Origin of the sequence: Streptosporangium sp. NBC_01469, assembly GCF_036227305.1 — a bacterium.
Lineage (GTDB): Bacteria > Actinomycetota > Actinomycetes > Streptosporangiales > Streptosporangiaceae > Streptosporangium.
Map to the genome: position 1 here is coordinate 10,153,970 of NZ_CP109465.1, position 21,344 is coordinate 10,175,313.

A 21,344-nucleotide genomic window follows, 5' to 3' on the forward strand; every position below is an offset into this window, starting at 1 on the left:
TTCACGGAGTGGTCATTCGAACTGGGAAGCCGCCTCGGCGATGAAGCGGCGGGAGTCGTCCGGGTCCAGCGCTTTCGCCCGCAGGTGATCGAAGGCCAGGCTGTATCGGTAAATATCCGTCTCTCGCTCTATGTAGAGACTTCCCGTGAAGTTCTCCATGAACACCACGTCGGGGTCGGCAGGTTCGGGAAACTCCATGATCTGGAATGCGCCGTTCGTACCAGGATGAACTCCAACAGCGAAGGGCAGGACCTGGATGGCGACGTTGGGCAGGTCGGTTATGTCGAGTAGCCGTTTGAGCTGGGAGCGCATCACCTCAGGTCCGCCGACGGGACGACGGATGACGGCTTCGTCCAGAACAGTCCAGAGGCGCAGGGGCACGTCTTGAACGAGAAGCGTCTGGCGAGCCATGCGGACCTCGACGCGGCGCTCGATCTCGCCCGGGGATGAGATGGACAAGGCGGAGCGGATCACGGCGCGAGCGTAGTCCTCGGTCTGGAGAAGGCCGGGAAGAACCGTGGGCGCGAAGCTGCGCATCGAGGTCGCTTCGGCTTCGAGCCCGATGTAGGTGGTGTACTCCGTGGGGAGATCGCCGTACGCCTGCCACCAGCCCTTCTTGCGGGCATCTTTCGCGAGGTCAAGCAACTCCCCCCGCTTGGCGGAGCCGACGGCGTAGAGGTCAAGAAGGCGCCCGGTGTCCGTGAGGGCCACCCTGACGCGGGCCGTCTCGATCCGCGAGACCTTCGTAGCGGACCAACCGAGCCGTTCTCCTACCTCTTCCATCGTCAGTTGAGCCCGTTCACGCAAACGTCGCAGCTCAGAGGCCAGACGGCGCCTGCGCACCGTGGGACTTGCGGTTTGCTTCACGTTCACCCCTCCTTGAGTCGAAGCCAAGAGTAGCGGTCACGTAACAGAAAGTGTTGAAGTTACTTCCCGAGCAATTTGCCAATCCCGTTGCACAGCCCTCCGCCTGGCTGCATGCTCTAAGTGCACAGTCAGTGACTTTAGGTCACCAAGAGGTGTTCGGGCACCTTGGCCACGAAGGGCGGAGGATCAGATGAGGGTGCGTGATCTTCAAGGGTGGGGCGGTGAGTTGCTGGAGCTGGCTTGGGAGTTGAACGATCTCGGGTTCGACTCCGTGGTCAGGCTCTCGCCCGGTCGGCGGCCGAGCGTGGAGATCTTCGTGCCGCCGGGGCGATCAAGGGTCGCCACGGCTCAGCGGGGCCGCACGTCGGTGTTCACCTGGGAGCGGCGAGGCCGCGCCCGGCAGAGCCCGGACCGGCAGGGGCGCGGCAGGATGCGGGAGGCGGCCGAGCGGCTGGTGGAGGTGGCGCGGTGAGGGCGCTGGGGCTGCTGGGCCAGGTCGATCAGCCCGCGCAGATCGCCGCCGTTCCCCGGGCCCGCCGCTACGTCCGCGATCTGCTGAAAGGGATCGACCACCCGCACACCGACGATGCCCTGCTCCTCCTCACCGAACTCGTCACCAACTCCGTACGCCACTCCGACTCCGGCCGATGCCCCAGCGGACGGATCACCATCGCCGTCGCCCACCATGATGGAACGCTCCACATCGACGTGATCGACGCCGGTTCGACAGCCGGACACCAGCCTCTGGTCTGCGCGGGCGTGACCCCCGACAGCGGCGGAGGACGTGGGCTCTGGCTGGTCAGGGAACTGTCATCGGCCTGGGGCTGGTACGAAATCTCGGCCGGACGCGTTGTCTGGTTCCAACTGGGCGGAGGCTGACTCCATGGTCCGCTGGGAATGTCCACCCCGCTGCCTCAGCCCGCACGTGCTTCCCGCGCGATCCCACTGCGAGGAGCTGACCTGGCATCCCCCGCGCGGAGACGGCCAGGCCCGGGTCGTGCGATGGACCTGCGACTGTGACCCGGCCTTCTACGAGCTGTGTCAGTCGGGCGGCCTGAGGTTCATCCGCCGGACCGTACGCGCGCGGAACAACCCGTCGATCGACGAGAGCGACCACTGGCCCGCCGGAGAGGCCGACGCGATGTGGATCGCCCTGCTTCACGGACTGGCGCGATAACCGGATTCCACCGCCTGCTCCAGCCTGGCTGCGCTCAGGTGCCCGCGAAGTCGATCGTCCCGGGAACGTTCCGTCGAGGACGTGAACCGGACCGTACGCCTGCCGCCGTTCCATGTCCACACAAAAAATCATTGTGCACTTAGTTCACATTTTCCAAGAAATGGTCTACGTTCCATGGATGTGACGCGGCGCACATCCGATCGGGTTACCGAGCGGAGTCCTTTCGCTCCGATCCGGCGCGGGCCGCGCGTCCCACCGAAGAAAGCCCCCGGCCGGTGAGGTCGACGGGCACCGACCTCGGAGGAAACATGGGCAGTGCCGACCTCGCCGATCTCACCGACCGCACCGACCGCACCACCGTGGCGAACGGCGGAAACACCGACCGTGCCGCCGTCGTGGGTGGCGGCAACCGTCCCGTCGCGCCGATCGGCGGCAACCCCGCGGCCCTGGCGGCCAGTGCCGGTCGCGCGGTCCTCGCGGCCGGTGGTGACCGTGCCGCCGCGCTCGCGAGCGACCGGGCCGAGACGATCGCCGAGGAACAGCGCGCCGTCGACCACGCGTACGACTGCGTCGAGCGGAAGCGGCTGAACGCCGACCGGGTGAGGAGCACGCACGGCCAGGAACACCCCGACACCGGCCTCCCCTTCGTCCCGGACGTTCCTCCCGAGTTCGGCGTGGACGACGACCTCGGCGGGCAGCCTCTCGTCTTCATGCGCGTCGACGTCGCCGACGATCCCGACGGCCGGGAGACCTGGCGCATCGGGCGCCGCTCGGTCCGCGACGCCGAGGGCGACCTCGTGGTGATCAGCTGGACCTCCGATCAGGCCGTCCGCTGGATGAAGGCCCGCTCCTCCCGCCCCGGGGAGATCCGGCTCCGTCGCAAGCTGCGCCTGCACGGGCGCACGGTGACCGACTACCTCGACGACATCCGGCCCCGGGTCGCGAACCGCAGGGCCCCGGAAGCACTCCCGGACAGCACGGAGGCCCCCGCCCTCGATGAGCCGCAGGCCGTCGAACCACCCGGCGAGGCCGCCGACGCCTTCCTGCTCGCCGACCTCGACCGGGGACGAGACGGGCTGATGCGCGACATCGTGGAGACCATCCAGCGCGACCAGCTGGACCTGGTCTCCGACGGGCGGCCCGGAGTGCTGGTCGTCCAGGGCGGCCCGGGAACCGGCAAGACGGCGGTCGGCCTGCACCGCGTCGTCTGGCTCCTGGATCCGACGAACCGGGGACTCACCCCGGACGACGTCCTCGTGGTGGGACCGCACCGGGGGTTCCTGCGCTACGTCAGCCAGGTCCTGCCGAGGCTCGGCAGCCGCGGAGTGGCCACCGTGGAGGTGTCACGGCTCTGGGACGGCGAGATCCGCGCCGAGGACACCCCGCGGGCGCACCTGGTCAAGTCCGACGAGCGGATGGCCGAGGTCCTGCGCCGCGTCGTCGAGAGCGGCATCCGCCCCGAGGCGCTGGCCTCCCACATCAGCGACGACGTCTTCAGCACCCCGTACAAGGGCACCGCCCTGACGCTTCCGGCCGCCGAGATCGAGACGCTCGCCGTCGACGCGCGCGACTCCAGCGGCCCCTATCGGGTTCGCCGTAGCAAGTTCGTCGACACGTTCGTCGACCGCCTGCTGGCCCGGTACGCCAAGGCACTGCCCGGCCAGCGCCCGGACGGCGCCCTGCGGTCCGGCATCGAGAAGCACGGCCGGGTGGCCTCCCTGATCAACGCCGTGTGGCCCGCGCTCAACGCCGAGACCATCCTGCGCAGGACACTGAACGACGCGGAGGTGCTCCGGGTGGCGGCCTCCGGCCTGCTGACCGCCGAGGAGCGGGAGGCTGTCACGCGCCCCCGGGTGAGCCGCGCCTCCGAGGAGCCCTGGACGCTCGACGACCTCGTCTGCCTTGAGGAACTGCGCCACCTGCTGTCCGGGGACGAACCGCGCCGCTACCGCCACATCGTCGTGGACGAGGCCCAGGATCTCACGCCCATGCAGGCGCGCTCCCTCGCCCGCCGCTGTCCCGGCGGTTCCATGACCGTGCTCGGCGACCTCGCCCAGACCACCGGCGCCCGCCAGTACGACGTGTGGGAGCGGCTCGCCGGAATCCTGGGTGGGCGCGACGGCTGGCACATGGCCGAGCTCACCGTGGGCTACCGGGTCCCGGACGAGGTCATGCGGTTCGCGGCGCCGCTGGCCAGGGCCGTGTCCCTCTCCACCGCGGTTCCGGTGTCGGTGCGCGGCGCCGACGAGACATCGCTGACGATCACGCGTACCGAACCAGACCGGCTGGCGGACGAGGCCGTCGCGCGGGCGCTGGACCTCGCCACGGCCGGCTTGGAGCGGTCACGGTCGGTCGCGCTGATCGTCCCCGACGGCACCGCGCTGCTGGAGGAGCTGGAACGGAAAGTCGCGGAGATCCAGGGGGTCGTCCCGGCGGACGGCGTTCCGCCGGTGAGCGTCCTGCCGGCGACCATGGCCAGGGGGCTGGAGTTCGACCACGTCGTGGTGGTCGAACCGGCCGCCATCGCCGACCAGGGACCCGCCGGACCGCGCAGGCTCTACGTGGCGATCACCCGGTGCACCCAGTCGCTCAGCGTGATGCACACGGCGCCGCTCCCGGCGGTGCTGGGCGGACCCGCCGCCCCGGCATCCGCCGTTCCCGGCGGGCAGAGGACTCCGGCCCTCACCGTGCCGGGTGAGCAGGCCCTCGTCGTACCAGGTGAGCAGGTCACCTCGACGCTCGTCGCGGCGAACGAGCCGACCGCTCCGACGCTCACCGTGACAGACCGGCCGGCCTCCCCGACGCCGACCGTGCCGGACGCGCCGGTCATCTCGACGCCGACCGTGCCGGTCGCGCTGACCGTGCCGGACGCACCGCTCGCCTTGACGCCGACCGTGCCGGCCGCTCCGCTCACCACCGACACGCCCAGCCGGCCCGCCGAGGAGAACACGACGATGGAGTCCGACACGACGGTCAGGGGCGACGGCTTCCAGGACTTCGTCTCCTCGCTGGAGGAGCGCGTCCGCGCCGACAGGCGGTGCCACGTCCACGAGCAGCTGCGCTACATGCTCATCGCCGAGTTGCACGGGGCCCGGCTCGCTCCCTCGCAGTCCCCCTTCGCCGACATCACCTGCGAGGGGCCGAAAGGTCCGGTCCTGTACGAGGTCCTGGGAGAGGGCGGGCACACCTACGAGCACATGCGCGAGGCCATGCTCCGGATCATGGAGGTCGAGCACGTCGGCGGGGAGCGGGCGGAGCACCGGTTCCTCGTCCTTCCCCAGGCTCCCGAGCCCGCGTGGGCCCCGGCGATGCCGGCCACGGCCTTCAACATCACGACGATCTGGAGAGACGGCACCGGTTGGGCCGGAGACGACCTCGCCGTCGCCCTTGGCCGGGCTTCCGCGGCCGGGTCGACTCCCGGGTGAACTGAGTCAACGGATAGGCTGCCAAAGGACCTTCCTAGGAAGCCACGGCGCCTGCCCACCTGGGCACATGCCGTCATCGTGCCTTCCAGCGGGAGGTCGCCACCGGTCCTGTCCACTACCCGGAGACACAATGCCTCCTTCTGTCGACCCATCCGTCTCCGTCACCCTGGCGGAGATAGCCAGGATCGCCGGTGTCGGGCGCGCGGCCGTCAGCAACTGGCGCCGGCGCCACGACAGCTTCCCCGCGCCGGTCGGCGGCACGGACACCAGCCCGCAGTTCGCGCTGTCGCAGGTGGAGGAGTGGCTGAGGCGGCAGGGGAAGCTCGACGAGGTCGGCAGCCGGGAACGGCTCTGGCCGGAGTTCGAGGCGCTCGGGGACCGCGACACGATGGGGAGGGCGATCGCCGCGGCCGGTGCCCGGCTCGCCCGGGAGGAGGCGGGGCACGCGGCGGGCCCGCCGGACACCGACGTGGCCGAGGGGCTTCCGTATGACACCCGCCTCTCCGAGGCCCAGCGGTCCCTGGTGGAGCGCGCGGTCGGCCTGGCGAGGAAACACGGGGCCCGGGAGACCTTCGACTTCCTGCTCGGCCGCTGGCTCGACACGCACGTCCGGCAGATCGGCGTCACGCCGCGCCCGCTGGCGGCTCTGATGGCCGAGGTCGCCGAGCTGTCACGCGACGGTGAGGCGGGTGACGTCGGCACCGTGCTCGACCCCGCGTGCGGCACGGGCGGTCTCCTGCTCGCCGCCGCCCGCCAGTGGGCCGGCAAGGTGGACGCGCACCCCTCGGGTGTACCGCTGAAACTACTCGGCCAGGACGTCGACCCGACCCAGGCTGCGCTGGCCGCCGTACGGATCCTGCTCGCCGGCCACTCGCCGAAGAGTGAGACCGCGGGGGAAGTGGATGCACGGACCGGGAACACTCCGCGCCTCGACGGCCACTCGCCGGGGCGTGAGACCGCGTGGGAGGTGGACGTCCGGGCCGGGAACACGCTGCGCGCCGATCCCCATCCCGATGTCCGCGCCGACGTGGTGCTGTGCAACCCGCCGTTCAACGAGCGCGACTGGGGATACGAGGAACTCGCCACCGACGCCCGCTGGACGTACGGCCTGCCTCCCCGTACCGAACCGGAGCTCGCCTGGACGCAGCACGCGCTGAGCCGCCTGGCACCCGGCGGGACGGCCGTGCTGCTGCTGCCGCCCGGTGTCGCCTCCCGCAGGGCGGGTCGCCGGATCCGGGCCGGGCTGCTCCGTAGCGGCATGCTGCGCGCGGTGGTCGCCCTGCCACCGGGGTCCGCGCCCCCGCACAGCGTCGCGCTGCACCTGTGGGTCCTGCGGGCCCCGGCCGGAGGCGGAACGGACGCGGGGGCCGGGGTGCTCCTGGTCGACGCGGCCGAGATCCAGCCGGAGCCGTCAGGGGGAACGCAGAGGGCGGGCAGGGCGGCGATCGACTGGTCCCTCCTGCACAGGCGCGTGGTGTCGGCCATCCAGGTGATCCAGGTGGGAGACGAGGTCGGGAACCGTTCGGCCCACCACGCCGTGGTCCCGGTGATCGACCTCCTGGACGAGGAGGTGGACCTCACCCCCGCACGGCACGTCCCGAAGAGGGCGGCCTCCGCGAACCTGGGACTGCGGCGCTCGTGGAACCGGTTCGGCACCCTGCTTCACGAGCTGCGGGACCTGACCGCGACCCTGTCCGCGCTCGAACTGAGCGGCGACGAACCGGCGGGTCAGGGCACGGTGACCGTGGGCGACCTGCTCCGGGCGGGCGCGTTGACGATGCGGGCCGGGCAGCAACCGGCGGACGGCGCGGTGCGCACCGGTGACGCCCCCGATGACGCCGTACCCTTGCTGACCATCACCGACGTACTGGCCGGAGGCAGGCCGTCCGGCTGGTTACCCGCGAGTGAGGCCTCGGCGGGCGAGACGGCGGGCACCCTCACCGTGACCGTCCCGGAGGAGGTGGTGGTCGTCGGGGCCTACCGGGCGTTCGGCGCCTGGGTCGACACCGACGCCCCCACGGTGCTGGGCTCGCAGCTGTCCGCCCTCCGGGTGGACCCCACGCTGCTCGACCCCTGGTTCCTGGCCGGTTGCCTGCGAGCCCCGGCCAACGCGAGGCAGGCCGGAACCCACGCCTCGACCTCCTCCCGCATCGACGTCCGCAGGCTGCAGGTGCTGCGGCTTCCCCTTGAGGAGCAGCGCCGTTACGGCGAGGCCTTCCGGCGGCTCACCGCCTTCGAACGGTCGCTGCGGGAGGCGCGGACGATCGGCGGGGAGCTGGTCGACGGGCTGACCGACGGACTGGCCGCCGGGACGATGCCCCGCGACTGGTCGTGAGCAGCCGCCCCACCCTGCTGCTCGCCCACTCCCGGAACGGCCGGGCGCACTGGCCCTGGCTCCAGGACGGTCAGGCCGTACCGGATCTGATCAAGACCGGCCACGCGTCGGCCGGCCGGCTCGACTCCGATCTGCGGCTGGTCAGGGTACGCGACGCGAGCGGGCGCGAGACGCCCCAGTGGTGACAGCAGATGGTCTCGCGGCACCGCTGGACGCGGAGGCGTAGTCGATCCGGTCAGTGATGCCAGGACTCGTCAGGATTCACTGCTCATCTGTCCAGGCCCGCCGCCTCTTGTCTCGTTGCCGGCCTACTCAAGCGCGTCGAGATGGGCGAGATGTTCGTCGGACCGTCCCCTCTCGGCGTGCGAGCGCACATCGGCGAGTGTCGGGGTGGGCACCTCCAGCTGTCCGGCCAGGGCGGCGATCCTGGTGGAGAGATCCGCCTGGGTACGGACCTCTCGCAAGCGCGCCATCCCCAGCGCCCTCTCCTTCACGGCGCGGAGCCGAAGGGAGTCGTCGTCGCACCACAACTGCAGGAAGTGGTGTCTGTAGAGCTGGAAGGAACCGAGCCGGCTCAGCGGCAGCCGGGGAGGACCGCTGAATGTCGAAGAGCCGAAGGTGGCCCGCCACAGGCCCCGGGGAAGCTGCCGCAGAAGCCCGGGGCCGAGCTTGCCTCCCGCGAGCCACTCGGTCCACAACCGCCGCGGATCGACGCGGTCCTCCGCGTCGATCCGCGCGTGGATCGCCGGGACGTCCCGGCACACGTCCTCCAGGAAACCGTCGCGTTCCGGACCGATGGCGGTATAGGCGAGGAGAGAGCGGTCACCGGTCTCGATGAGGTACGCGGGCAAGTAGGCGTCCTGCTCCTCGACGTTCCTGATCTCGCGCAGCTGGTCGGGCAGGTTGTACTCGGTCCGATCCGGCCGCGCCGCGAGATCACTGACGATCCGGGCCTGGAAGGGCACCGTCACGAACAGTGGTAGGAACCGGGTGCGATCGGTGGCCATCTCCGGTGGCATCTGCGGGCTGGTGAGCACCGGAAGCGATCCCCGGTAGTGGCTCCGCGGCAGGGGCCTTCCGGTGAAGCGCTCGATGAGCAGTTTCTGCCTGCTCTCCTTCGGGACGAAGCGCACACCCGCCTGAGCGGAGCGCGATCCGAGCTCGGTCAGCCGGATCCTGCCGTCCACCTCCGCGATATGGCCGATCGCCGCGAGGAAGGCAAGACAGCGCTCGACCAGTGAGAGGGGAAGCCCGAAGAACGCGGCCAGTTCCCGTGGTCTGTCGATCCCGCCCTCGACGACGGCGCGGACCAGGAAACGGTCGACGACCTCGTAGGCCTCCTCGTCGTAGACGTTCGCGGTGATCTCCACCTGCCAGAGCGGCCACAGAACCGGGAAGAGCCGGAGCGGGCGGACTCCCGCCAGGGCCGTCGCGTGCTCGACGGCCCGCAGGGCCGGGTAGATGGCGCGCAAGGTCATCCCGGCTCACTCTCCAGACCGTCGAGGCGGGCGGTGACCTCACGCGAGAGACGCAGGTCACCGTCACGACGGAGGTGGTCGAGCATCTTCACCACGAGCTCGCGGAATCCCCGGTCTCGGGCACCGCCGAGCGTCGCGGTGTCACCCACCAGAACGAGCTGTCTTCTCGCCCGTGAGACAGCCACGTTCAGCCTCCTGAGTTCCTTGAGGAAGCCCACCTCGTGGCCGTCGTTGCTGCGGGTGAAGCCGTACACGACGAGATCCCGCTCCCCGCCCTGGAAGGAGTCGACCGTGCCGACGTTCTCGGCCGCCGCCGACGTGTCGCCGAGCGTGCGGGCGAGCTCGACACGGATCCGCTCCGCCTGCGCGCGATAGGGCACGATCACCGCCCAGTTCTTGTAACGCCGCGCGTAGACCGTGACCAGCCGGACGATGAGGTCGGCCTCCATGGCGTTGACGTAGCCGCGTCCGGCTCCGTCGTCGCCGCGCCCGCCCGGCCGCTCACGGCGTTCGGCCGCGGGCCTGTCCGCGGTGTCGACCATGGCGAAAGGACTGGTGAAGATCGGATCATCGTGGTCGCCGGGGTGATCGGTGGCGAGAATCCCGTCGTAGAAGGCGTCCGACACGAACGTCCCGATCTCTCTGGGCATGCGTCGCTGCCGGGTGAGCATGACCTTGTGGTCTTCGGGAAGCTTCCCGTAGAGCCGTTCGAAGGCACTCATCCGGAGAATGTCGCCGACCTCCCGCACCTCGGCGGGCGTCGTGTCCGCGTCTCGAGCCAGCCCTTCCCCCCACTCGCGCACCTCGTCGTCCAGGTACGGCGGAAGCTGCTGGTGGTCGCCCACCAGAATGCTCCGCCTGGCACGCGTCAGAGGGACGAGCAGGTTGGGCGTGGAGATCTGCCCGGCCTCGTCCACGATCACCAGGTCGAACTCCAGATCGGCCAGTAGCTTGGTGGTCGCCGTCCCGATGCAGGTGGCGGCGACGACTTCGGCGTAGCGGACGAGTTCGCGCTGAAGGTCCTGCTCCGCGTCCCCGATCCCGGCTCGCCACTGCCCGAGCATCGCCGCTCGCCGGCCGAGAAGGGCGACGGCGTGCCGCATCTCGCCATGCAGCCGTTCCAGACCATCCAGGTCCTCCGGCCGATCTTCCGGCGCGGGCAGGGACATGGCCGTTCCGATCATCGCGCGCAGGACGGCCATGGCCTTTCCAGCCTCCGCCACCTCGTCGTCCCGTCTCCGGACGGCGGTGTCCCTGACCGCGACCAGCCGCACGGCCTCCGGATCATCGGCGAGCAGTCTCTCCGCCTCGGAGCGCAGCGCGTCGAGTTCGGCCACCGCCCGCTCCGCCTGAGCGTGCAAGGTCGCGAGTTCCTCCCGGGTCGACTCCAGCTTCCGGGCCAATCGAATCTCCAGCCACCTGAAGAGGAAGGCGAGGATCCCGGCGCGCGCCCGGCGGTCGACGGCCGCGCGGCGCCGTTCCTGGATGACTGTTTTCTCCTCCAACCACCGCGTGGTGGCCCGTATCTCGCCGAGCCCGGTCTCGACGACGGCGATTCTTTCGGCCACGGGGGGCGCGGCGCGGCGGATCACGACGTCGAACGCGGCCGTGTGATCGCGCACCGCACGCTCCGCCGTACGGGCCTCCGCGAGAGAGTCGCCGAGGTGGGCCATCCACCGGTCGGCGACCTGTCCGTCAGAGGTGAACACCGCCAGGCGCGAGACCGTGCCCTCCGTCGCCGCGAGGATGTCTTCCTTCAACGCCTTGACGTGGGTTTCCACCATGAAGCCGCGGGCATGTCCGGTCATCGCGTCCTCGTTGCCGACGCGTACGGCCCGAATGCCTCCCGGCAGCTGCTCCAGGACGTTGTCGACCGCCCTGTTGGTATGCGAGGTGATCAGCACACGCTCGCCACGGGCCGTGCACGCGGCGGCGATCTCGGTGATCGTCCTGGTTTTCCCCGTGCCCGGCGGTCCCAGGATGAGAAGCAGGTCGGGCACGGCCAGCGCCCGCCGGAAGGCCAGCAACTGCCGATCAGGATCGAGTGTTCCGTGCGGCCGGTCCTCGGAACGGATCCCGAAGGGTGAGACCTGCCGGTCCACGAGCTGGCTGAGCAGGCGGTGGTTGACCGCCTCTCCCTCCCTCAGCGCCTCTATGGTTTCGGCCTGGGCCCGGAAGACCCGATCACTGGGCATGATCATGAGGGCACCCTGGTTCGGGATGCGGTTGTAGTCGATCGCCCCCTCGAAACGGACCACCACCTCACGGTTCTTGACCCGCACCACCCTGCCGCGCAGATCGGGCCGGTCGGCAAGGTAGACGACGGCTCCGGCCGCCAACTCGGCGGGACGTACAAGATGAAAGGTGTAGACCCCGCGGACCGAGTGACGCTCCTCCCTCGCGCTCTCCCGGCGGCGGTAGTGGAGCGGCGGCGCCTGATGCTGCCGCGCGACCTCGATGTCTCGGCCCGCCTCCACAACCCTGGCCATCAGGTCCAGATAGGAGGTGTGCCGGGGGGGCAACTTCGGCCGGGCGTCCTCAGGACGGCCCACGGCGGCCCACGCGTTCAGGAGCAGCGGCCAGTGCGCCGACATCGTCTCTCGCGGCACGTCCCTGAGCTGGTGGAAGGCATGCCAGCCGGCGGCACAACGGAGCGTCATCGCACCGCGTACCAGGCGTTCCTCGTCCTTGAAGGTACGCGGGGAGGCATGGCCGAGGCTGTAGGCGTCGCCTCGCTGCGAGACGTAGAGCCAGGCGACGTACCTGTCGGTGTAAACAGCCAGCCGTCCGCGGTCCTCCTCAACGCGCGCGGGGAGCGCACCGACCGCCGCGAGGTGGGACATCTCCGCGATGAGACGTTCGGGCTGGGAGTGCGGCGCCAGTTGGTCGTACACCTTCCGGGAGGGAACAACCGCCACCGGCACGGAGAGGAAAACCTGCGGTACCGTCATGGTCGCCCTCCGCGTGACAGTTCCTTCCGGCCTCGCCGGAGCGCCGCACCGAGAGAACGGATGCCGCCGGGCCGTCGCCGCGGATCCTGGTCGAGGGCTCGGGCCAGCACATCGTCGAGGTCGGCGGGAAATCCCGGTAGCCCCGCTCGTACGGGCGGGGACGCCATCGGAGAGGGGGAATGGCCGGTCAGCGTGTGATAGGCGAGCGCCGCGACCTGGTAGAGGTCGGTGTGCGGACCTGGGGCGGAGAGATGCGGGCCACCACGGGCCTGTTCGGGGGCGCGGTAGGCGGCGGGCACCTCCCCCTGCCGCGCGGGGATGGCCGCCAGCCCGATGTCACGCAGCATCGGATCCCGGGATCGGCCGACCATGACGATCGCGTCCGGGCTCAACGCGCGATGAGCGTGTCTCCGGCGGTGCAGCGTGTCCAGGGTGTCACACAGGCGAGCGGCGGCGTCGAGCACCGCGGCGGCGGTGAGGCGGTCGAGGGGCGAGTTCCCCGGTCCGAACACCTCGTGCCACGTGGGGCCGAGGGGCAGGCGGGAGACGACGGTGACGGTGTCCGGTCGCTCATGGACACCGAGCAGCAGGGGTAAGCCCGCCTCCCCGGCCGCGGCGGACAGCAGCGCCGCCTGGGCGCGTACCGCCTGGGCGAGTTCCGTGGCCTCGGGCGTATCCCGGAGGAGACACAGGCGCCGAAGGCGCACCCGCTCCGAAGTCGGCTCGACCCTGTCGGCGGTGGCGACCAGCCAGGACCACGAACGGCCGGGGTCGGTGGTTTCCGACGCGTCGTCGTACAGCAGGTAGAGCTCGTCGCCAAGGCGCTGTTCCTCACCACCTCTCCAGGGGGCGCGGACCGGGACCGTTGACGTGTACGGCACGGACGAGGAATCGTCCGCGATCGGGATTTCCCGGTAGGGGTGGTAGTACAGGCGGCGCAGGTCTGCGGCTTTCGGGGAGGAGAGCAGACGGCGCAACTCGTTCTCGTCCCACAGCTCGATCCGGATCCCGGTCGCCGCCTGTTGCTGGCGACGCCAGGAGTGCCACCAGCGCAAGGCCGGGGGGTCCATGCTGCACGGGACACACAGCACCCATCGCTCCACGTCGTACTTCTTATCCGAGGCGTACTTCAGAGCGGATTGGAAGGACTTCCTCACCTGCGCCTTCTGGCTCTCTCCGAACTCCTTGACGAAGTACTTGGCCTGCCAGATGGAGACGCGGTCGTTCAGGTTGCCCACCAGCACGTCGATCCCCCAGTCTCCCGGGTTGGCCTGGACGAGGTTCGTCTCCTCGCCCGTGTGCGCCTGGACGAGGAGGCCGAGCATCTGCTCGAAATCCTCACTCGCACCGGCCACCCCCTTGCGCTGTTGGTGCGCGAGGAAGTGGATCGGAGGCTCACCGGCTCCGAATCCCGAATCGTTCATGCCGGGTAGTCCTGAGCCGGGGAGTGGGAAGTCGACTGCTGTCCGGCGCATGGCCTAAGCCTGGAGAAAACGACCGATATGTCTCTTAGCAAGAGAAACTCCGGGGGCGCGCACGAGGAAATGATCTTTGGGGCAAATCGGCGGGCGAAGGCCGGAACCTCGCCACCTCAGCTCTCATGCGAGATCCGAACGTTTTCCCCAGATCTCGACGGAACCGCACCATACCTGGTCCCCCTTGGATCCAGACCCGAAATCCAGGTATGGCCTGCCGGACAGCTCGGCGGCTCTGCGATGACCGTGGGTTACTTCTCCACCGAGGCGCAACAAAGCGGTTAAGTTTATAAAATCGAGACACATCTATCATGGCCCCACCATCCCCGCAAGCTCCCCAAGGCCTGGGATAACGCTGCCGGCTCGTGCCGTTCATCGACACCTTCGCGCCCGGGGCGGTCCCGTACGCATCGGCGTGGACCCCCGACACTCGCCGTACGGAAAGAGTCCGCCCTCGTGCGGGCCTCAGGTTGAACAACGGCACACCGGTCGAGCAAGACCCCACCTCACGAAATAGCGAAAAAATATCGAATATAACTCGCGAACAACACAGAAATCTCCACCGGCGGCCACCCGCCGGGATCCTGCGCCACCCCGGCCGGGCGGTCCCGCCCGGCCGGGCCGTGTGTCGGCACTCTCTCGATACGCCTTCAACGACGAGGTCCATGCCGGATTCCCCTCGACCGGGGAAAGGCCCGGCGCGGGTGAGCGTCCCGGATGGCCGTTGAGCTGCGACCTCCGAAAAGGCCGCGACACCGCGTCAGCATGTCGTCACACTGAGGTGTGACAAAGTCGGCTGATTGCGGCAGCGCCCGGAGCCCTTGAACCCGATTTACGTCATATACAGCCTAATTCTGCATTAAAACAGTATTTATGGCGCACTTTGCGCTCACTGGAACCTGCGGAGCCCGGCTGACATCCAACCCCGTACGACTGGCGTCCATTTATCGGAAGTGAGCCGTACATCCCCCAGGTTGATGACATATGAGGTGTCGTGACTATGGCGTCGAACGTGACGCGGTTATATCAGGCGGTACTGCGCGACCCGGCCGCCCCGATCTCGATCCGGCTGCGCCGCACCTTCTCGGAGTGGGTCGTGGAGAAGGGGTTCCCACCTCCGGGGGCCGCGCGGGCGATGGTCGAGGCCGAGGCCGGCCAGGCACGGCTCACGATGGAACGGCGCGGCGACTGCGGCCGCTACACGCTGGACGAGCCGTACGGGGAAGGGCACCTGCGGACCCGGGTGACCTACGCCGAATCGGTACCGGGCATGACCGGGTGGGTCATCGTCACCGTGGACCGGCACGAGGGACGGGAACCGGAACGGCACCGCCGGGAACCGTACCGGCACGGAAGGCGTGAACCGGAACGGCGGGAGACGGAACGGCGGGAAAGGCGGGAACCGGTGGTGAGCGTGCCCGGTTTCCTCCCGGCGTACCTGCGCACCGCGCGGATCAGCGACGGCGGCGTCCACGTGGAGGACGGCCCGGTGGTCCTCCACGAGGACGGCCTGGACCGGTTCGTCCCCGTGATGACCGAGCCCCGCCGGAGGGTGCCGATCCTCGTTCTCTCCGTGGATCTCCAGAACCCGGAGGCGGCGCGGGCCCATGCCGACTATCTGGCCGGCGCGGTCACCGGCGCGAGCCTGGTGGTACGACTGGCCGACATGCGTGCCCAGAACCGGTTCAACAAGGTGATGGGCAAGGAACTGGGCGTGTTCGGCGGCGGGATCCGCACCTACGTCGCCCCCTTCGACCCGGCCGGGGAACCTTACCCCCGCAGGCATCCGCCCATGGGCGCCGCCATGATCCGGGATCAGGGTGACGCCGCCCTCGACCGGATCGTCACCGGAGCGGTCGGCGAGAGCGTCCATCGCGAGCTTCCCGAGGACGTCCAGCGGACGCTCCACGTCGTCTACCGCGTGCTCGCCGGACGTGCCGACCTGAGTGAGATCGCCGCGGCCGCCGTGCTCCGGCCCGCGAAGACCGATCCCGCCCGTGAGGAACTGCGACGGCGGATGATGGCCATGACCCGGCGCCCGGCACCCGCCACAGCCGGCGGGACCACCGGGATCTCCGCCGGGCAGCCGGGTCCCGGCTCGGAGAAGCCCACCGCCGCCGACGCCACCGCCGAGACCGAGGAGATCGAGAAGACCGAGGAGACCGTCACCACGGCAGGCGTCCCGGCGTTCGGTACGGGGGAGATCGCCCAGGTGGTGGCGGACATGGTGGTCAAGGAACTGCGCGGGGAGTTGGAGACGGCGCTGGGACTCGCCACGTCGTCGCAGGCCGCGGGCGGCGACTCCGCCAGGGTGCTCCGCGAGATCCGCACGCTCGGCGCGCACCTTTCCGGCCTGCGTGACGTCGTCGCGGAACAGCGTGGCAACATCGTGGAACGACGGAGCGACCTCACCGAACGACGTGGCAACGGCGCGGAACGACGCGGCGACGCCGCACGACGTGGCAACCTCGCCGAACGACGTGGTGACCTCGTGGAACGGCGGAGCGACGCCGCCGAACAGCGCGGCAACGGCGCGGAACGGCGAAGCGATCTCGCCGCACGACATGGCGACGCCGCGGAACGGCGGGGAGACGAGCCTCTCGCGGAAGACGTGGGCGACCGGCCGGCCGCCGAGATCAGGAGCCTCCGCGAGGAGCACCGGCTGCTCACCGAGGAGTACGCCGAGGCCGTCACGAACGCCAGGAAGCTCACCGAGCGGGTCCGCTGGCTGGAGGGCAGACTGGCGGAGGCGGGCCAGCCGGTGTACGGCGTGAACGGGGAGGTCCCCGTCTTCGAACCCGCGAGCCTGGTCGAGGTCCTGATCGAGGCCCGCGAGAGCCTGCGCCACATCGTCGTCGGTGACACCGACGGCGCCGCCGCCCGGCTGGACCTGGACCACCCGGCCCAGTCACGGACGTGGGCGGCGAAGGCATGGGACTCCCTGCGCGCCCTGGAGGACTTCGCTAGAGCCCGGTCCGGCGGGAAGTTCGCGGGCGGTTTCTACGAGTGGTGCGCCCACGGCTCTCCCGGGCGCCTCACCATCCCCACCGGGATGCTGTCCATGCGCGAGTCGAAGAGCGTGGTCACCCGCGCCAAGTTCAGCGATCGCCGGACCTTCGCCGTCCCGCCCGAGGTGAACCCCGGTGGACAGGTCCTGATGGAGTCCCACGTCAAGCTCAGGCCCGTGGGCTACCCCGCGCCCCGGATGTACTTCCACGACGACTCCGGCGGTGCCACCGGCAAGATCTGGATCGGCTACCTGGGCGGGCACCTCCCCAACACCCGTACGAACTAGCCGTTCCGGGGGATGCCCGTGTCAGCGGTCGGCGAGGCCCTGGAGGATCGAGCGGACCTTCCCGGCGTTGTGGTGGTACGGGCCGTAAAGGCGTTCGAGGTCCGGCAGCAGCTCGCTCAGCACTCGTTTGGCCCGCCCCCTGTTGCCCGCGTCGAGTTCCACCATCCCGATCTGGCTCCGGAGTTCGAGGATCCGTTCCTCGTCCGCGCCGAACCGTTTCTCGTCGGCCAGGAGCCGCCGGAGCTGGGTCAGGGCGAGGTTCGTCTCCCCGATCGCCGCGTTACATCCCGCCTCCATCAGCCGGCATCGCAGGGCGAGGTTGTTGTCCGGCCCCTCGACCCTGGCGACGTCGGCCGCCAGCCGATGGAACTCGGGCGCCGCCCGGCGGTAGTCACCGCCGAGGAAGAGGGCCTCGGCGAGCTCGATCCGCAGGTCGACCACGGCGGAGCTCGTCGAGCCGAAGGAGCCCGCGGCGGGCCCGATCACCTCCGCCAGGAGGTCCGCCGCCTGGCCGAAACGGGCTTCCGCCTTGAGGAGATCGGCGTCCCTGCGGGCGCGCTCGATGTCGGCGCGCTCGATCTGCGCCAGTCCCGCGGCGCGCCTGATCCGCATCGGCCGTACCGGATGGGTGGGCCGCCGATTGTCGGCCAGCGGGGAGGGGATGCGCCCGACGACGGTGGCGTACATGCGCACCGGGTGAGGTGTGTCCAGGTTGACGTAGCCGGGAAAGGGCGGCAGCTCGTGGCAGAAGTCGAGCAGCCGCTCGTAGACGACGTCCGCGCTCTCCGGTCGTTTCTCGGGAGTCTTGGCGAGCAGCCACAGGACGAGCCGCTCCAGCCCTTCTGGCACGTCCCGCCTTCTCGCGCGCAGCGGCCGTGGCGCGACGTCGGTGTGGTTGCGCATCGCGGCCAGCGCCGTGGGCGCGGCGAACTGGTTGCTCCCGGCGAGCATCTCGTCCAGGATCACGCCGAGGGAGTACAGGTCACTGCGCGGCCCCGCGGTTCCGGTCATGGCCTGCTCCGGCGCCATGTACGCCGGTGTGCCGAGCACCTCGCCCGTCCTCGTGAGGTTCGTCGCGTCCGTGGAGGCGAGCGCGGCGGCGATACCGAAGTCGAGGACCTTGACCGTGCCGTCGGGACAGAGCATCAGGTTGCCCGGCTTGAGGTCTCGGTGGACCAGCGAGTTGGCATGGGCCACGGCCAGCACCGAGCACACCTGGGCGGCGATCGCCACGGCCCAGGGCACGGGCACCTCCGTCTCGTCGAGCAGCGTCGAGACGGAACACCCCCTGACGAGTTGCATGACCATGTAGAGGTCGTCACCGTACGGCCCGCAGTCGTAGATGGTCGGCACTCCCGGGTGTTCCAGCCGGGCGGTGATCCGTGACTCGCGTACGAAACGCCTGGCCAGTTCCTCGTCCCGGCGGCCATCGGGAAACCTATCGGCTTTGATGAATTTGATGGCGATCTGCCGATCCAAACGTTTGTCGTAGCCGAACCAGACCTCTCCCATTCCGCCGGAACGGCGTGACAGGGGATCCAACTCGTAACGGCCACCGATGATCGTTCCTCTGTCCAAAACGATGTGCCCTCCAGAAATGCCCCGTCTTCCCCAGGAAAATGTAGCGCTCCCGGGATCCCATTGCTTTGGGCGGGGATTTCACCAGGTCACCGCCTTGCGGCCGGATTGGTTCGCGCCGGAAGAGATCACCGAATGCGCCACGAGTCCGCAACTCGGCTTTTTCACAGGCCCGCGTGATACCGGTCAATTCCCGGGCTACTTCCGGCCTTCCGGGAAGTGCCCGGCGGGGCGGGATCGCCCTCGGGCCGGTGATACGCCGCAGGTGGGCTACGACAGAATGTCGTTCATGGAAGCCCGCATCGCGATAGCCCCGTCCACGGAGGCGAGGACGTCCCACGGACGCCCCGACTCCCCCGGCTCCGACCTCGACCTCCTGCGGCGCGGGGCCGAGGAGGCCGTGTCCCGAGGCGGCGGTGCCAACGTCCCGCTCGCCGAGGCCAACGGCCTGGTGTGGCTCATCCCCGGCGAGCCGGAGCTGCTCGGGTCGGCGCTGGAGGCCCACCCCCGGATCGAGTGGGTGCAGTTTCCCTGGGCGGGGGTGGAGAAGTTCACGACATCCGGAGTCTTCGACCGCCCGGTGGTCTTCAGCTGTGCCAAGGGGGCGTTCGCCGGGCAGGTCGCCGAGCACGCGCTGATGCTGATGCTGGCCTGCCTGCGCAACCTCTCCCGCCAGGCGCGGACGCCGACCTGGTGTCCGGCGGCCCCCCGGTCGCTGCACGGCCAGAGGGTCACGATCCTCGGCGGCGGCGGCATAGCCACCGAGCTCGTCCGCCTCCTGCGGCCGTTCGAGTGCCGGATCCGGGTGATCCGCCGCAATCCGGAGAAGGTCGAGGGCAGCGACGAGACACTGGAGACACTGCCGCCCTCGGCTCTGCCCGCCGTGCTTCCCGAGACCGACCTCCTGGTGCTGGCCCTCGCCCTGACGCCGGAGACGCGGCACGTCGTGGGCGCCGCCGAACTGGCGCTGCTGCCGCCGCACGCCGCCGTCGTCAACGTCGCCCGCGGCGCGCACATCGAGACCGGCGCGCTCGTCGAGGCCCTCGACGCGGGCACGATCTCCGCCGCCGGTCTGGACGTGACGGACCCCGAGCCGCTCCCCGACGGGCACCCCCTGTGGGCCGATCCCAGGGTGCTCATCACCTCGCACTCCGCCGACTCCACCGAGTACGTCAGGCGGATGTTCTGCGAGCGGGTCGAACGCAACGTGGGCAACCTGCGCGCGGGCCGCCCGCTGGAGGGAGTGATCGACCCCTCCACGGGATACTGAACGCCGCCCGTACCTCCGGACCGCCGAGGGTGCGGAGGTCGGCATCGCGGCGGATCGGCGATGGGGAAACCGGTGGGTTCGCCCGCATGCCGGAAGATTCCCCGTACGTTCCGGAAGACCCGTCGCGTGTGCCGGCGGGCCGGTACCGGCTGCGGACCCTTCTCGGAGAAGTCGACGGCCTCCGGCGACCCTGGGCGGAACTCGACGGCCTCACCCGGCCGGAGCACCGGACTCCGCCGTCCCGCGTCCCGGTATCTCGCGTCCCGCGTCTCGCGCCGGACTGAGAATGGCCCGCCTCGTCGGGTCGGCCGGTGCCGCGAACGTGACGCCGAGCCGGTCGGTGCTCACTTTTTCATGACCCCGTGGTTTTCTCCAGATCCGCGGGATGGCTGTCGACCGCCGTCGAACGTTCGTCGGGACCGCCCACCGTGTCCCTCAGTTCCTGGAGGTGGCGCCGATAGGCCGCGGGCGAGGTGTCATAGGCCGTACGGAAGGCCCGGTTGAAGTGGGAGTCGCTGGTGAAACCCCAGCGGGAGGCGACGGTGCGGACCGGCAGGTCGCTCATCAGGGGGTCGGCCAGGTCACGGCGGCAGCGTTCGAGCCGTCGCAGGCGGATCCAGCTCCCGATGGTGACGCCCTCCGACTCGAAGAGCTTGTGCAGGTGGCGAAGGGAGATGTGGTGGGCCGCGGCGACGGACGCGGGCGACAGGTCCGCCTCCCCCAGTTCCCTCTCGATGAACGCCTGGATACGCATGAGAAGGACCCCGTGGGGGTTGGACAGGGAGTCGGACGCGTCCGTGTCGAGTTCGTGGGCCAGCAGGGCGGTGACCAGGTCGAGGGCGATCGCCGACAGCCGCAGGGCCTCGGCGGGCGAGCCCTGGCCGGGCTGCGCGATCAGCTGGTGGAGGAACCCGCTGAGTAGCGCGCCGAGGCCGTCCTTGCCCGACAGCCGTACCGCCAGCAACCGCTCGACCGCCGAGACCCGGAGCGGCAGGACGTCGTGGGGGAACTGCAGGATCAGCCCGTCGGCCACGCTCGGGCGGGATCCGCGCACCGCGCCGGGCCCCGGATCGTCCGCCACGGTCCAGGCGTGAAACGTGCGTGAGGTGTCGTACAGCGTGATGTCGGTCGGCGCCAGGCCGGCCTCCCGGCCCTCCTGATGGATGCCCGACCGGCCGTTGAGGGTCAGGGAGAGCTGGTAGTGGCCGGGGTCGGAGTGACGGATCCGGCTCGGACTGCGGCGCGCGTCGAACGAGACGCACCGCACCCGGGACAACTGCGCCACGCCGAGGTCGAACATGCGCATCTCAGCCCAGAAGTCCGCGGCCCGGTCACTGGAAACGTCCACCGAGACCACCGACTGCGCGACAGCCTCCCACCAGAAGTCGAACCGCTCCTGGACGGGGACGCCGTCAAGCCGTAACACGGAAGGAAGCAGCAACTTTTCTCCCGACAAACACCGTAAAGATGACTAACGACAAACTGTCAGAAGT

Annotated in this window: 14 protein-coding genes; 8 read left to right on the forward strand and 6 right to left on the reverse strand. The window is 69.9% G+C overall.

What is annotated here, in order from left to right:
• Positions 1-12 precede the first annotated feature (12 nt).
• Positions 13-867: a helix-turn-helix domain-containing protein gene (locus OG587_RS44285; protein WP_329084858.1), complete on the reverse strand. Its 855-nt coding sequence runs from the start codon at positions 865-867 to the stop codon at positions 13-15.
• A gap of 196 nt (positions 868-1,063) precedes the next feature.
• Between OG587_RS44285 and OG587_RS44290 the strand changes: the two genes are divergently transcribed.
• From OG587_RS44290 to OG587_RS44315, 6 genes are all read left to right on the forward strand, one after another.
• Positions 1,064-1,339, forward strand: a complete 276-nt coding sequence (locus OG587_RS44290; protein ID WP_329084860.1) for a hypothetical protein — start codon at positions 1,064-1,066, stop codon at positions 1,337-1,339.
• Complete coding sequence (locus tag OG587_RS44295) at positions 1,336-1,746, forward strand: ATP-binding protein (RefSeq protein ID WP_329084861.1); 411 nt, start codon at positions 1,336-1,338, stop codon at positions 1,744-1,746. The genes OG587_RS44290 and OG587_RS44295 overlap by 4 nt, the downstream gene beginning before the upstream one ends.
• Positions 1,747-1,792: 46 nt before the next feature.
• Positions 1,793-2,044, forward strand: coding sequence for a hypothetical protein (locus OG587_RS44300; RefSeq protein ID WP_329084863.1), 252 nt, complete (start codon positions 1,793-1,795; stop codon positions 2,042-2,044).
• 308 nt (positions 2,045-2,352) lie between these two features.
• The gene (locus tag OG587_RS44305) at positions 2,353-5,469 is read left to right on the forward strand and encodes a HelD family protein (protein WP_329084865.1); all 3,117 of its coding nucleotides are present in this window, start codon (positions 2,353-2,355) and stop codon (positions 5,467-5,469) included.
• A 130-nt stretch (positions 5,470-5,599) separates the two neighbouring features.
• Positions 5,600-7,804 (forward strand): N-6 DNA methylase, encoded by a 2,205-nt coding sequence (locus OG587_RS44310; RefSeq protein WP_329084867.1) that lies wholly within the window; start codon positions 5,600-5,602, stop codon positions 7,802-7,804.
• Entirely contained in the window at positions 7,801-7,989 is a 189-nt protein-coding gene (locus OG587_RS44315) for an RNaseH domain-containing protein (RefSeq protein ID WP_329084869.1), read from the forward strand. Before OG587_RS44310 ends, OG587_RS44315 begins: the two co-directional genes overlap by 4 nt.
• A 123-nt stretch (positions 7,990-8,112) precedes the next feature.
• Here OG587_RS44315 and OG587_RS44320 read toward each other — a convergent pair whose 3' ends face one another.
• From OG587_RS44320 to OG587_RS44330, 3 genes are read right to left on the reverse strand one after another with little or no spacing between them, the layout of a single operon-like run.
• Positions 8,113-9,282: a hypothetical protein gene (locus OG587_RS44320; RefSeq protein ID WP_329084871.1), complete on the reverse strand. Its 1,170-nt coding sequence runs from the start codon at positions 9,280-9,282 to the stop codon at positions 8,113-8,115.
• Positions 9,279-12,233: a DEAD/DEAH box helicase gene (locus OG587_RS44325; RefSeq protein WP_329084873.1), complete on the reverse strand. Its 2,955-nt coding sequence runs from the start codon at positions 12,231-12,233 to the stop codon at positions 9,279-9,281. The genes OG587_RS44320 and OG587_RS44325 overlap by 4 nt, the downstream gene beginning before the upstream one ends.
• On the reverse strand, positions 12,230-13,657 hold the full coding sequence (locus tag OG587_RS44330; protein WP_329084874.1) for a hypothetical protein: 1,428 nt from the start codon (positions 13,655-13,657) through the stop codon (positions 12,230-12,232). Before OG587_RS44330 ends, OG587_RS44325 begins: the two co-directional genes overlap by 4 nt.
• A gap of 1,051 nt (positions 13,658-14,708) precedes the next feature.
• Between OG587_RS44330 and OG587_RS44335 the strand changes: the two genes are divergently transcribed.
• The gene (locus OG587_RS44335; protein ID WP_329084875.1) at positions 14,709-17,003 is read left to right on the forward strand and encodes a hypothetical protein; all 2,295 of its coding nucleotides are present in this window, start codon (positions 14,709-14,711) and stop codon (positions 17,001-17,003) included.
• A 21-nt stretch (positions 17,004-17,024) separates the two neighbouring features.
• On the opposite strand, the gene OG587_RS44340 is transcribed toward OG587_RS44335, so the two are convergent.
• Positions 17,025-18,581 (reverse strand): serine/threonine-protein kinase, encoded by a 1,557-nt coding sequence (locus tag OG587_RS44340; protein ID WP_329084876.1) that lies wholly within the window; start codon positions 18,579-18,581, stop codon positions 17,025-17,027.
• 289 nt (positions 18,582-18,870) lie between these two features.
• On the opposite strand from OG587_RS44340, the gene OG587_RS44345 reads away from it, so the two are divergent.
• The gene (locus tag OG587_RS44345; RefSeq protein ID WP_329084877.1) at positions 18,871-19,851 is read left to right on the forward strand and encodes a D-isomer specific 2-hydroxyacid dehydrogenase family protein; all 981 of its coding nucleotides are present in this window, start codon (positions 18,871-18,873) and stop codon (positions 19,849-19,851) included.
• 352 nt (positions 19,852-20,203) lie between these two features.
• Here the strand turns inward: OG587_RS44345 and OG587_RS44350 are convergent, their stop codons facing one another.
• A complete protein-coding gene (locus OG587_RS44350; protein ID WP_329084878.1) occupies positions 20,204-21,277 on the reverse strand; it encodes a helix-turn-helix domain-containing protein in 1,074 nt (357 codons plus the stop codon).
• Positions 21,278-21,344 lie beyond the last annotated feature (67 nt).